Raw genomic sequence first — 13,344 nt, forward strand, 5'->3', positions numbered from 1 at the left:
TTGCCGCGACGGGGGCAGAGCCCCCTAACCCACGTCCGTCTTCCCACGCCGGTCCGAACGAAGGCTGGCATACAACACATGCGTCCGCCAACGCCCATTGATCTGCAAGTAGGACTGGGCGACGCCCTCGTACTTAAATCCTGAGCTTTCCAGCAGCCCACGCGACGGCTTGTTTTCCGGCAAACACGCCGCCTCGATCCGGCTCAGGTCCAAACGGGTAAATGCGTGATGAACGACAGCGCCGATGGCTTCGCGCATATACCCGTTGCGGGCAAAAGCCTGACCGGTCCAATACCCGAGTGTTCCTGCCTGTGCCGGGCCACGGCGGACATTGTCGAGCGTGATCGCTCCGACCAGCACATCATCCTCTCGGCGAAACAAAAACAATGGGATCGCGGTGCCACTGGCAACCGAGCGCTGCGCCCAATAAACCCGGTTGGTAAAGGATTTACGGCTCAGGTGGTCCTTTGCCCAAATCGGTTCCCACGGGGTCAGGTATTCCTTGGACGCACGCCGCAGAGCAGACCAGTCGTTGAAGTCGGAATGCACGGGAGGGCGCAAGCTCAGGCGCTCGGTTTCAAGTTTCAGCTTGCGTCTGCCCAAAAGCATCACGCCGCGCGCCTCTCCTGCAATTCCGCCAGCGTCGGGGCGCCGGACACGGGACCATAGAGCGCAAGCGCTGCCGGGGCTTTTACGGCCATCGCCTCGGCAAAGGCGCGCACATCTTCGGTGCTAACCGCGTCAATCTTGGCGACCGTATCCTCAAGCGAGGGCACACGACCCCAGATCTGCACCAGCCGCGCTAGACGTTCCGCCCTGTTCGACGGGCTTTCCAGCCCCATCAGCATCCCGGCCTTCATCTGGGCGCGGGCGCGGGCCACCTCTTCGGGGCTCATATCCTCGGCGGCACGTTTCATCTCATCAATAGTAATGGTCGCCAATTCGCCCACCTGATCGGCCGAGGTTCCAGCGTAGATCGTGGTCGTCCCGGTATCTGCATAAGCGCCGGTTTGGGCGAAGATCGTGTAGCACAGCCCGCGCGTTTCGCGCACCTCCTGAAACAGGCGCGACGACATACCACCGCCCAAAGCGGTCGAGTAAATCTGCGCGGTATAGATTGCGTCGTCGCGGTAACCGGGGCTTTCCAGCGCCAGCGCAAAATGGGCCTGCTCCAGATCCTTCTCCTGCCGCGCCTCACCGCCGGTGAAACGCGCCGCTTCGGGGATCAAACCCTTGCGCGGTTTCAGGTGACCAAACATTTCTTCGGCCATTTGCATCAGCGCATCGTGGTCCACAGCGCCAGCCGCAGACAGGATCATTTGTTCCGGGCCATAGTGCTCGGCCACGAAACCTGAGAGGTCCTCGCGCGAGAACGCGCTAACGCGCTCGGACGGCCCAAGAATGGTTCGGCCCAAGGGCTGATCGTGATAGCTCTGCTCTTGCAGCCAGTCAAAGATCACATCGTCGGGCGTGTCGTACGCCTGCCCGATTTCCTGCAGGATCACGCCACGCTCGACCTCAATCTCACGCGGGTCAAAAACCGGGTTCAGGACGATGTCGCCGATGACATCCATCGCCAGTGCCACGTCATCTTTCAGAACACGCGCGTAATAGGCCGTAACTTCGCGCGAGGTGTAAGCGTTGATGTATCCGCCTACGTCCTCAATCGCCTCGGCGATTTGCAGCGCAGATCGCCGGTCGGTTCCCTTGAACGCCATATGCTCAAGGAAATGCGCGATGCCGTTCTGTTCAATCCGCTCATGCCGCCCACCGGCGGTCACCCAGATACCGATGGCCGCCGATTGCAGCCCCGGCATGTGTTCACTGACGATACGAAAGCCGTTCTTCAGTTGGTCCTGTCTAACTGTCACTCAGCAATATGCCCTTTGATATGATCCTCAAGGGTGCCCAGATCATTGGCGATGCGGGTCACCCGTTCCGGACGTTCATACAGATCAGACATGCGGGATGGAAGAGGCGGATGCACATCGCTCGCCTTCTCAACTGCCGTCGGGAATTTCGCCGGGTGCGCAGTGGCCAGTGTGATCATCGGCACATCCGCCGCGCGGTGTTCTTCACCAACCTTGATCCCAATCGCGGTGTGCGGGCAGACCAGTTCGGCGCTATGGGCCAGCGTCTGCTTGATTGTCTCAAGCGTCTCGTCTTCGGAAACCCGGCCCGAGTCGAAACTCTCGCGCAGGGCCTCCATCGCACCCTGGCTGACGTTGAAGCCACCGGTCTTCAGTTCATCCATCAGCTGCGCAACAGCGCCACCATCCTCGCCATAGGCGTAATACAGCGCGCGCTCAAAGTTCGAGCTGACCTGAATATCCATCGAGGGGCTGATCGAGGGGATGGTGTCGCCCTTGAAATACCCCTCACCCGAAAGGCAACGGTGCAGGATGTCATTCTGGTTGGTTGCCACAACCAGCCGGTCGATGGGCAGGCCCATACGTTTGGCCAGATAGCCCGCAAAGATATCGCCGAAATTGCCGGTCGGCACGGTAAAGCTGACCTTCCGATGCGGCGCACCAAGGCTGACGGCAGCCGAGAAGTAATAGACAATCTGCGCCAGAACACGGGCAAAGTTGATCGAATTCACGCCCGCCAGCTTCACGCCATCGCGGAAGTCGAAATCGTTGAACATATCCTTCAGCGCGGCCTGACAATCGTCGAAATCGCCATCGACGGCCAGCGCATGCACGTTACTGTCCGCAGGTGTCGTCATCTGACGGCGCTGCACCTCGGACACGCGGCCATGCGGAAACAGGATAAAGACATCCACAGCGTCCAGCCCGCGGAACGCCTCAATCGCGGCTGAACCAGTATCACCACTGGTCGCGCCCACAATCGTCACGCGGTCTCCGCGCCGTTTGAGGGCTACCTGGAACAGCTGGCCAATCAATTGCATGGCAAAGTCTTTGAAGGCCAGAGTTGGGCCGTGGAAAAGCTCTAGCAAGAAGTGATTTTCGTTCAGTTGCTTCAACGGCGCGCGGGCGTCGTGGCCAAAGCCTTCGTAGGCGCGGGCGATGATCGACTTGAGCTCATCCTCACCGAACGAGCCACTGACATAGGGCCACATCACGCGCATTGCGATCTCTTCGTAAGGCAGACCAGCCAGCGCCGCGATCTCGTCCTGTGACATCACCGGAATCTCGGCGGGCAGGTATAGGCCGCCGTCCCGGGCCAACCCGGTCAGCATTGCCTCTTCAAACGTCAGTTCGGGCGCCTGCCCGCGGGTCGAGATGTATTTCATGTCGCGTCACTCTCAGAATTGGCGCGGCTGCGCCACAGGAAGTACCCGGTCATCGCGGCCCAAACCAGAGCCAGACCAAACCAGGTGGTTGCATATTGTAGATGATCGTTTGGGATGCCGGCGGTATCTACCGGCAAAGGCGTTACGCCCGGATCAGTTTCTGACCGAGCAATCAACAGCACGGGCTCGGCCCCCAAGGCTTCCGCCAGATCAGGCACATTACGGGCGAACCAGATATTGGCATCGATATCAGCATCCGGCGTGTAACTGTCGATCTCATCGGGCCAGTGCAGGTTACCATTCACCTCCATTGGCCCATTCAAACGCTCAGTTTCTTTGGCTGTCGTCGGCACAAAGCCCCGGTCCACCAAAATCGTCCGATCTTCGGTCCTGAAAGGCTGGATAATGCGGTACCCCGCCCCAACCTGTTTGACGGAAACCAGAACGTGAATTTCACCCGGCACCATCTCGCCCAAGACCGTGACGGGCAGGTACTTGTCTGCATCTTCAGAGACCTGCAATGGCAAGGCAACAGGTTCGGCCGAAATTCGGCCTTCAATCTCGGCCAGCACACCTTGCTTCCAAGCCAGTCTCTGCACCTGCCACATACCCAGCGACAGCAGCACGCCCAGACCGGCGAGACCGAAGATCAGCAGGAACAGGATACGGCGCATGTCAGCGTCAAACCTCATTGCAGGAACCGGCGCCTTGTTAAGGTGGGCGCGGGCCGAATTGCAACCACGCAATTGTATGGGGCGCAATCTTGCGCCCCGGATAAAGAAAAAGCCGCCCGTAAGGGCGGCTTTTGCAATTGGATCACGTGATCGCTGTTACATCAAAGGTGCCTGACCCCAGATGTAGACCGCGAAGAACAGGAACAGCCAGACGACGTCAACGAAGTGCCAGTACCAAGCTGCGGCCTCGAAACCGACGTGCTTTTCGGGTGTAAAGTCCCCGCGCAGCGCCCGGATCAGACATACGCTCAGAAAGATCGTACCAATGATGACGTGCGCGCCGTGGAACCCGGTTGCCATGAAGAAGTTCGAATAGAATTGATCGCCACCGAACTCCCAGCCTTCATGGGCCAGCAGTTCATAATACTCGAACGCCTGCAGTGCGGTAAACGCGATACCCAGAACGATACCGATGGCAAGACCGTTGATCAGAGCTTTGCGGTCATTGTCATGCACCAGCGCGTGGTGCGCCCAAGTGATCGCACAGCCCGACAGCAGCAGGACCAGAGTGTTGATCAGCGGCAAGTGGAACGGATCAACTGCGTGGATATCCGGTTGGATGTATTCGGTGCCCGCATAGTCGTACATCGGGTACATGCGGTGTTTGAAGAACGACCAGAACCAGGCGAAGAAGAACATCACCTCGGACATCACGAACAGGATGAAGCCATAGCGCAGGCCAATGCGAACGACCGGAGTATGATCGCCCTGACGGCTTTCGGCCACTACTTCGGACCACCAGGCAAACATGGTGTAAAGAACGGCCACCAGACCCATCCAGAACATGAACGATGTGATGCCGTGCATCCACAGGACGGCCCCGAACAGCATCACAAAGCCACCGATCGCGCCGGTCAGCGGCCAGATCGACGGGGCCAGAATGTGATAATCATGGTTTTTTGCGTGTGCCATCAGCGTCCCTCACCTACAGGCGTTAGTTCGTGTTTGTATCTGCCTGCGTTTCAAGGGCGGCATAGCCCTCGGGCAGGTCAATTTCGTAGAATGTATACGACAGAGTGATCGTATGAACATACTTGGCTTCCAGATCCTCGACCATTTCCGGGTCAACGAAGAAAGTTACCGGCATCTGCACCCGTTCGCCGGGTCGCAGCACCTGCTCTTCAAAGCAGAAGCAGGCGATTTTTTGGAAATAGCCACCGGCCGAATACGGCGCGACGTTGTAAGACGCCTGCCCGGCTATGGGGCGGTCTGTCGGGTTGTAGGCTTCATAGAAGGCCAACCCGGTTTCACCGATGCGCACTTCCATCTCACGCTTGACCGGCTTGAATTCCCAAGCCATGCCTTTCGCCTTCGAGGCGTCGAAACGGACTGTGACGGTCCGGTCCAGAATATCCTCGGGTGCGGTTTCGGACACGCCCGTGGTACCGCCAAACCCGGTGACACGGCAGAACCAGTCGTAGAACGGCACCGCAGCCCAGGCCAGGCTGCCCATCAGCACAACCACGCCAACCGTTTGCGCCACTGTTTTCTGCGGACCGGACAACGCCATCAGTTCTGCACCTCTTCTGCTGGCAGGCCCAGACTCGTACCAGAGACCTTGACGATGGTCAGGCCAAAGATGATCACGATGAAGGCCGCAAGCGTCAGGCCAACCCCCAGATTGCGACTGAACCGGCGTTGGTGCAGTTCATGGCTTTTGCGCAGGCTCATGACCAACCTCCCAGCCCATAGGGTTTCAACAGCGCCTCGGCCAAAATTGCTCCGAAGTGCAGGAAAAGATAGAGCAGCGACAGCTTGAAGAAAGAGCGCTCCACCTTGAAATTGTCCGCCTCCGCGTCGTCCTCGGTCCGGCGCGAGATTTGCCATGCACCCCGCAGGAACAGGGCGTTCATCACCACCGCGACGGTCAGGTAGATCGGGCCACCGATACCCGAGAACGCAGTGCCAACAGCCAGCAGTGCCAGCAGCACGGTATAGACCAAAATATGCCAGCGGGTCGCGCGGCGGCCATGGGTCACGGTCAGCATCGGCACGCCAGCATCGTCGTAATCCGAGCGCATGAACAACGCCAGCGCCCAGAAATGTGGCGGCGTCCACATGAAGGTCAGGGCAAACATCAGCCACGGCTCAAGCGTCATCGAGCCGGTGGCGGCCACCCAGCCGATCACCGGCGGGAAAGCCCCAGCAGCACCACCGATTACAATGTTCTGCGGCGTCGAGCGTTTCAGCCACATTGTGTAGATGACGACGTAGAAGAAGATGGTGAAACCCAGAAAGGCCCCAGCAAACCAGTTTGTCGCAAGCCCCAGCATGATGACCGACAGGCCCGACAGCGCCAGACCGATGGCCATGGCCTCACCCGCCTCGACCTTTCCAGAGGGGATCGGGCGGCCCTTGGTGCGCTTCATCACCTTGTCGATATCCGCGTCCCACCACATGTTCAGTGCGCCCGACGCACCGCCACCGATGGCAATGAACAGGATGGCGCAAAAGCCCACAAATGGGTGTACGGGCACCGGAGCAGCCAGAAGACCAACCAGCGCAGTAAATACGACCAGCGACATCACCCGCGGCTTTAGCAGGGCAAAGTAGTCGCCAAAGCTGGCCTCGTCCGCGCGAATCTGCGCGGAAACGGTGCTGGCATTGATGCTTGCGTCGCTCATTTCGGGTCCTTCTGGGGCGAAAGCTGCGCGATCGCCGCGCAGCCTGCATCATGTTTTAAATAGGCCTAAGCCCGTATCAGTTCGAGGCAACCTGATAAGGCTGCGGCAGACCGGCATATTCGTCGATTGCGCCCTGCAGCCATTCCTCATACGCCTCTTCGCTGACCACTTTGACGGTGATCGGCATATAAGCGTGGTCTTTGCCGCACAGTTCAGAACACTGACCGAAGTAGATACCCTCTTTGTCAGCTTCGAACCACAGCTCGGCCAGACGACCGGGAACGCCATCCTGTTTCACACCAAAGGACGGGATGGTCCACGAGTGAATCACGTCCGATGCGGTGACCTGCATGACGATGACCTTGCCCACAGGCACAACAACCGCAGTGTCGGTGGCCAGCAGCCATTCATCTTCGCCGTAACCGGCATCAGCCAGCTTCGCGCGCATCGCGTCGTCCAGAACGAACGGAGTCACATCGGCATCCGCCGGACGTGCGCCCTCATCCAGGGTCGCTGGATGACCCAGCAAATAGCTGTCGAATGCGAAATCATGGTCAACGTATTCATAGGTCCAGTACCACTGGTTACCGACCACTTTGATGACCACGTCACCTTCGGGAATTTCCTGCTGTTTAAACAGAACCGGCAGCGAGAACGCACCGATGAAGACCAGAATCAGGATCGGGCCCAGGGTCCAAGCAATCTCAACCGGGGTGTAGTGCGAAAAACGTGCTGGTGTTGGGTTGGAGCGCTGATTGTAGCGCACGATGCAGTAGACCAGCAGACCGGCCACGAACACGCAGATTGCGGTGATGATCACCAGAATCATACTGTCCAGCCGGTGAATCCCCTCGGCAAGGCTGGTGGCCGCGGGCTGGAAGCCGAGACCGCCGTCAACCGGCTTACCGATAATCTCAAGCTCCTGAGCCATAGCGGGAAGGCTGGAGAGGGCTGTAACAAGCCCCGAAAGCATCAAAGCATTCTTCATTTTCTGTCCTGATCGTTTGATCTTTGCGTCCCTGGCGAAAAGGTGTGAATCAGTCGCACCTCTCCCGTTGTCTTTGGCCGCGTTAAAAACCATATTCCAGCGGGTAGATAAAGCAAAATGCTTGCGTCAAACAGACGCTATTTTTGATCTGGATCAAACTCGAAAGGTCCCAACCCATGCCCAACGACCCGTTTCGCCCTTTTGAAAGCGCTCTTCCCCAGGACGACGCGCTTGCGGTACTGCAGTCTGCCACTGCCGGGGCCGAGGACGGAGAGCTGTTCGTCGAGCGTCGGAAATCCGAGTCTCTGGTATTTGACGACGGGCGCTTGAAGACCGCGTCATACGACGCATCGGAGGGGTTCGGCCTGCGGGCGGTGCAAGGTGAGGTGGCAGGATATGCGCATTCCACCGACGTCTCGATCCCGGCCCTGAAACGCGCCGCCGAGACCGCGCGGCTTGCCGTTGGCGATGGTGGTGGCACTCTGGCCGAGGCACCTCGGGCAACCAACACAAGGCTTTATACGGACGCAGACCCGATCGAATCCGCCAGTTTCCCGGTAAAGATTGAAACCTTGCGCGAGATCGACGCCTTTGCCCGTGATCTGGACCCCCGCGTGGTGCAGGTCAGCGCATCGCTTTTGGCCGCCGTGCAAGAGGTCGAAATTCTGCGCCCCGACGGTGTTCAGGTCCGTGACGTGCGCCCGATGACCCGTTTGAACGTATCGGTCATTGTCGAACAGAATGGCCGCCGTGAAAGTGGCTCGGCTGGTGGCGGTGGACGCGTGGGTCTGGACGGACTGATCGACCCTGCCGACTGGCAGGACAAAGCGCGTGAGGCGCTGCGGATCGCGCTGGTCAACCTGGACGCTGTCCCTGCTCCGGCAGGTGTTATGGAAGTCGCGCTTGGCCCCGGCTGGCCCGGAATTCTACTGCACGAGGCCATCGGGCACGGGCTTGAAGGTGACTTCAACCGCAAGGGCAGTTCGGCCTTTGCCGGACTGATGGGGCAGCAGATTGCGTCCAAAGGCGTGACAGTCGTGGATGACGGTACGATTGCGGACCGGCGCGGCTCGATCACCGTGGATGATGAGGGCACGCCCAGTTCGCGGACCGTGCTGATCGAAGATGGTGTACTGACCGGTTACATGCAGGACCGCCAGAACGCCCGCCTGATGGGCGTTGCGCCCACCGGCAACGGACGGCGACAGAGCTATGCCCACAAGCCAATGCCACGTATGACCAATACCGTGATGCTGGGCGGGGATGCCGACCCTGCGGCTTTGGTTGCAGACATCAAAGACGGCATCTGGGCTGTGGGTTTTGGCGGCGGTCAGGTCGACATAACTAACGGCAAATTCGTATTCTCCTGTACCGAGGCGTATCGGGTTGAAAACGGCAAGATCGGTGCTCCGGTCAAGGGCGCGACCCTGATTGGCGATGGTCCTTCAGCACTGAACCGTATTCGCGGTTTGGGCAATGACATGGCGCTGGACCCGGGCATGGGCACCTGCGGCAAGGACGGTCAATGGGTACCGGTGGGCGTGGGTCAGCCGACGGTTCTAATGGATGGCCTGACGGTCGGCGGATCGGCGGCCTGACAAAATATCGGCGACGATCTCGGTTAACTCCTTCGCTCGGCATTTCCTTTTTTTCAGCGCCCCTCAAAATTTCCTTTTGAGCGGGCGCTTTTATTTTACCTATAAAAATCTGATGGTTACCGATCAGCGAAAAGAAACTCTGGAAAATTATCCGAAAAATTTGAATGGATTCACAAGCTGTTAACTCCTGAACCCGTAAACCAGTTCTGCAATCAGGCGGAGCATCGGATGACCGAAGAGCAGCTTTCTTCCAATCACCCCACACTCCCACCCACCACGGAAGAGGATCGGTTTTCCTGGCTTCGTCTGTTGCGCTCGCGCAAAGTTGGTCCGGCGACGTTTCGTCGGCTGCTGCGGGAACATGGCTCGGCGCAGAACGCGCTGGCCGCGCTGCCTGAAATGGCGCGCGCTGCCGGAATTGAAGGGTATGAAATTTGCCCGCCCGGCGTGATTGAGGCGGAACTCAAGGCGGCAAAAGCCGCCAATGCGCAGCTTTTGTGCCTTGGGTCCGCTGATTTTCCTGACGCGTTGAATGATTTATCCGATGCCCCGCCAATGCTGTGGGCCATTGGCGATGTGTCGTTGCTGCGTAAACCCTGCATTGCGATGGTCGGGGCGCGCAATTGTTCCTCGCTGGGTGCACGAATGGCACGTGGGCTTGCCACGGACCTGGGGAAACAGGGATATGTCGTGGTGTCCGGATTAGCGCGTGGAATCGACACTTCGGCGCATGTGGCCGCGCTGGACACTGGCACTGTAGCGGTTATGGCAGGCGGCGTTGATGTGATCTACCCCGCCGAAAACACTGATCTGGCACGAAATATCGCTCAATCAGGGCTGCGCGTGTCCGAGCAACCGATGGGCGTAACCCCACAAGCGCGCCACTTTCCGCGACGCAACCGGATCATCTCGGGGCTGGCGCAGGCCGTCGTGGTCGTAGAGGCGGCCGCCAAGTCCGGCAGCCTGATCACCGCACGGGATGCTTTGGATCAGGGGCGCGAAGTTCTGGCCGTCCCCGGCCATCCCATTGATGCCCGTGCCGCAGGGTGCAATCTGTTGATCCGCGACGGGGCCACACTGGTACGATCTGCAGAAGACGTGATTGAGGCACTGCCACAGCAACAGGCTGACTTGTTCGAAGCTCCTCTGCCTGCAGCACCCGCAGAGCGGCCACTCTTGGGTGCCGCACTGCACAGTGAAATACTAGCACGGCTGGGACCGTCGCCAATTGCCGAGGATCAGCTTATCCGCGACATCGCCGCCACCGCGGGCGAAATTGGCCCAGCCTTGGTCGATCTGGAACTGGAAGGGCGTATTCAGCGCCAGCCCGGCGGCTTATTGTCCCTGACGGCTTGAAGCGCGTTTCATGACAAACGCAAAAAAATCCACGCCTACAACGCTGAAATTGCCGTCAAATTCTGGTTTTTCAAGGAACGCATTGACAATTCGCTCTTGCCCTACACATTTTGCACAATCATAGAAGGCGCCCAATTCGTCGAGCGAGGTTTTCCCCTAAATGCCTGTAGTTGTTGTAGAATCCCCTGCCAAAGCCAAGACAATCAATAAGTATCTCGGCTCCGACTACACGGTTTTGGCGTCTTACGGCCATGTGCGGGACCTGCCGCCAAAGGACGGCTCGGTCGATCCCGAGCATGAATTCGAAATGAAATGGGAGGTTGGAAACGATAGCCGAAAACACGTCAAGGCAATCGCCGATGCGCTGAAAGAGGACAACGCCCTGATCCTCGCCACCGACCCTGATCGCGAGGGGGAAGCGATCAGCTGGCACCTGCAAGAAGCACTGACCAAGCGCCGCTCGATCAAAAAGGACACGCCGGTCAGCCGTGTGACCTTCAACGCGATCACCAAGGACGCCGTAACCGAGGCGATGCAGAACCCACGCGAGGTCGACATGCCTCTGGTCGAGGCTTATCTGGCCCGCCGCGCGCTTGACTACCTAGTGGGGTTCAACCTGTCTCCGGTTCTGTGGCGCAAGCTGCCGGGTGCGAAATCGGCCGGCCGTGTGCAATCGGTCTGTCTGCGTCTGATCGTCGAACGTGAGATGGAAATCGAGGCGTTCAAGCCGGTTGAATACTGGTCAGTCCGTGCCCTTTTTGAAACGCCACGCGGCCAAACTTACGAGGCGCGCCTGGTTACATTAGCGGGCAAGAAGCTGGACAAGCACGATCTGTCCAACTCCACTCAGGCCGAGCTGGCTGTACAAGCAATCACCAGCCGCGCGCTAAGCGTGATGTCGGTTGAGGCTAAACCAGCCGCCCGCAACCCCAGCGCGCCGTTCATGACTTCGACCCTCCAGCAAGAGGCCAGCCGCAAATTCGGCATGGGCGCGCGCCACGCGATGCAAGTGGCGCAGCGCCTCTATGAGGCCGGTTACATCACCTATATGCGAACTGACGGCATCGACATGGCGCCCGAGGCCGTTGCTGCCGCGCGCGATGCAATCACCGAGCGGTACGGCGCAGAATACGTACCAGACAGCCCGCGCATGTATAAAAACAAGGCCAAGAACGCGCAGGAAGCGCACGAATGTATCCGCCCCACGGATATGTCACGCGATGCCAAGGCGCTGAAGGTCACGGATGAGGATCAGCGCAAACTCTATGATCTGATCTGGAAACGTACAATCGCTTGTCAGATGGCTGCTGCGCGCCTTGAGCGGACCACTGTTGAAGTCGGCAGCGCAGATGGTCAGGTCGGCCTGCGTGCGACCGGTCAGGTCGTATTGTTCGACGGATTCATGCGCGTCTACGAAGAGGGCCGCGATGACGTCGCCGATGACGATGAAAAGCGCCTGCCTCAGATCATGCAGGGCGATCCAGCGCCGTTTGCAAAGACCTCGCTAAAGGATCAGTTCGCAAAAGCCGAGGACAAGGCGGCAATTCTGTCCGACAACGAGGCCGTTCTGGCGCTGCAGCACCACACTCAACCGCCGCCGCGCTATACCGAGGCGACTTTGGTCAAGCGGATGGAGGAGCTTGGGATTGGTCGCCCCTCGACATACGCCTCGATCGTGACCACGATTCAGGATCGCGAATATGTGCGCAAGGACAAGAACCGCCTGATCCCCGAAGAAAAGGGGCGGATCGTTACGATTTTCCTGCTGAACTTCTTCCGCCAATATGTGGGCTACGAGTTCACTGCCAACCTGGAAGAAGAACTGGACGACGTCAGCGCCGGGGACCGCGACTACAAAGACCTTCTGGGCAAATTCTGGCGCGATTTCTCAGCCGCGATTGGCGAGACGTCGGAACTGCGCATCTCAGAGGTTCTGGACAAGCTAGATGAGGCGCTTGCGCCTCAGCTGTACCCACCACGCGAAGATGGGTCTGATCCCCGCATCTGCCCGAAATGCGGCACGGGTCAGTTGCATCTGAAAACTTCGCGCACCGGGGGTTTTGTCGGTTGCGGCAACTACCCCGAATGCACCTATACCCGCCCCATCGCAGGTGAAGGGGCCGAGGGCGACGAACGTCTTCTGGGCGAAGATGCAGGTGATGAAATCTGGCTGAAATCCGGCCGGTTTGGGCCTTATGTCCAGCGTGGTGAACCCACGCCTGAGAACAAAAAGCCCCCACGTGCCTCCCTGCCCCGAGGCTGGAGCAAGGACGACATGGATCTGGACAAGGCCCTGACCCTGCTGTCCCTGCCACGTCAGATCGGTGAACACCCCGAAGGCGGCATGATCAGCTCGAATTTCGGGCGGTTCGGCCCCTATCTGATGCACCAGCTGCCCGAAGAGGCGAAGCCGGTCTATGCCAACCTTAAGGACCCGAATGATGTATTCGAGATCGGCATGAACCGCGCCGTCGAGATGCTTGCCGAAAAACGCGCCAATCCGGGGCGTGGACGCCGCGCAGCCGCCAAGCCGCTGAAAGAGCTGGGCGAGCATCCTGATGGCGGTGCCATGCAGGTACTGGACGGGCGTTACGGGCCTTATGTGAAATGGGAAAAAGTCAACGCCACCATCCCCAAGGACATCAAGCCCGAAGACGTGACGCAGGAAATGGCCATCGAACTGGTCAACGAGCGTGCAGCCAAGAAGGGCACTAAAAAGAAGGCAGCCCCCAAGAAAAAGGCCACAGCCAAGAAAACCACCAAGAAGGCGGCCACTTAGGTAGAAATA

At 59.0% G+C, this 13,344-nt stretch carries 12 protein-coding genes; 3 read left to right on the top strand and 9 right to left on the bottom strand.

What is annotated here, in order from left to right; all coding sequences use genetic code 11:
- Positions 1 to 24: 24 nt before the first annotated feature.
- The 9 genes from ACR0LN_RS06405 to coxB all read right to left on the bottom strand — a co-directional run bounded on the left by ACR0LN_RS06405 (position 25) and on the right by coxB (position 7,602).
- The gene (locus ACR0LN_RS06405; protein WP_480428494.1) at positions 25 to 609 is read right to left on the bottom strand and encodes a GNAT family N-acetyltransferase; all 585 of its coding nucleotides are present in this window, start codon (positions 607 to 609) and stop codon (positions 25 to 27) included.
- The gene (locus ACR0LN_RS06410) at positions 609 to 1,871 is read right to left on the bottom strand and encodes a M16 family metallopeptidase (RefSeq protein ID WP_480428496.1); all 1,263 of its coding nucleotides are present in this window, start codon (positions 1,869 to 1,871) and stop codon (positions 609 to 611) included. The genes ACR0LN_RS06405 and ACR0LN_RS06410 overlap by 1 nt, the downstream gene beginning before the upstream one ends.
- Complete coding sequence (gene thrC / locus ACR0LN_RS06415) at positions 1,868 to 3,256, bottom strand: threonine synthase (RefSeq protein ID WP_480428497.1); 1,389 nt, start codon at positions 3,254 to 3,256, stop codon at positions 1,868 to 1,870. Before thrC ends, ACR0LN_RS06410 begins: the two co-directional genes overlap by 4 nt.
- Complete coding sequence (locus tag ACR0LN_RS06420; protein ID WP_480428710.1) at positions 3,253 to 3,930, bottom strand: SURF1 family protein; 678 nt, start codon at positions 3,928 to 3,930, stop codon at positions 3,253 to 3,255. Before ACR0LN_RS06420 ends, thrC begins: the two co-directional genes overlap by 4 nt.
- A 156-nt stretch (positions 3,931 to 4,086) precedes the next feature.
- The gene (locus tag ACR0LN_RS06425; RefSeq protein WP_480428499.1) at positions 4,087 to 4,902 is read right to left on the bottom strand and encodes a cytochrome c oxidase subunit 3; all 816 of its coding nucleotides are present in this window, start codon (positions 4,900 to 4,902) and stop codon (positions 4,087 to 4,089) included.
- 22 nt (positions 4,903 to 4,924) lie between these two features.
- A complete protein-coding gene (locus tag ACR0LN_RS06430; RefSeq protein ID WP_480428500.1) occupies positions 4,925 to 5,500 on the bottom strand; it encodes a cytochrome c oxidase assembly protein in 576 nt (191 codons plus the stop codon).
- Positions 5,500 to 5,661 carry a hypothetical protein gene (locus ACR0LN_RS06435; protein ID WP_480428502.1) on the bottom strand — a complete coding sequence of 54 codons (162 nt, stop codon included), beginning with the start codon at positions 5,659 to 5,661 and terminating at the stop codon, positions 5,500 to 5,502. Before ACR0LN_RS06435 ends, ACR0LN_RS06430 begins: the two co-directional genes overlap by 1 nt.
- Positions 5,658 to 6,614, bottom strand: coding sequence for a heme o synthase (gene cyoE, locus ACR0LN_RS06440; RefSeq protein WP_480428503.1), 957 nt, complete (start codon positions 6,612 to 6,614; stop codon positions 5,658 to 5,660). Before cyoE ends, ACR0LN_RS06435 begins: the two co-directional genes overlap by 4 nt.
- Positions 6,615 to 6,690: 76 nt before the next feature.
- On the bottom strand, positions 6,691 to 7,602 hold the full coding sequence (gene coxB, locus ACR0LN_RS06445; protein WP_480428504.1) for a cytochrome c oxidase subunit II: 912 nt from the start codon (positions 7,600 to 7,602) through the stop codon (positions 6,691 to 6,693).
- 176 nt (positions 7,603 to 7,778) lie between these two features.
- Between coxB and tldD the strand changes: the two genes are divergently transcribed.
- The 3 genes from tldD (at position 7,779) to topA (ending at position 13,335) form a co-directional block, all read left to right on the top strand.
- Positions 7,779 to 9,200: a metalloprotease TldD gene (gene tldD, locus ACR0LN_RS06450; RefSeq protein ID WP_480428505.1), complete on the top strand. Its 1,422-nt coding sequence runs from the start codon at positions 7,779 to 7,781 to the stop codon at positions 9,198 to 9,200.
- A 228-nt stretch (positions 9,201 to 9,428) separates the two neighbouring features.
- Positions 9,429 to 10,556, top strand: a complete 1,128-nt coding sequence (gene dprA / locus ACR0LN_RS06455) for a DNA-processing protein DprA (RefSeq protein WP_480428506.1) — start codon at positions 9,429 to 9,431, stop codon at positions 10,554 to 10,556.
- A gap of 160 nt (positions 10,557 to 10,716) precedes the next feature.
- Positions 10,717 to 13,335, top strand: coding sequence for a type I DNA topoisomerase (gene topA / locus ACR0LN_RS06460; protein ID WP_480428508.1), 2,619 nt, complete (start codon positions 10,717 to 10,719; stop codon positions 13,333 to 13,335).
- The last annotated feature ends 9 nt before the right edge of the window (positions 13,336 to 13,344 follow it).

This window comes from Ruegeria sp. AA6, from assembly GCF_056542865.1.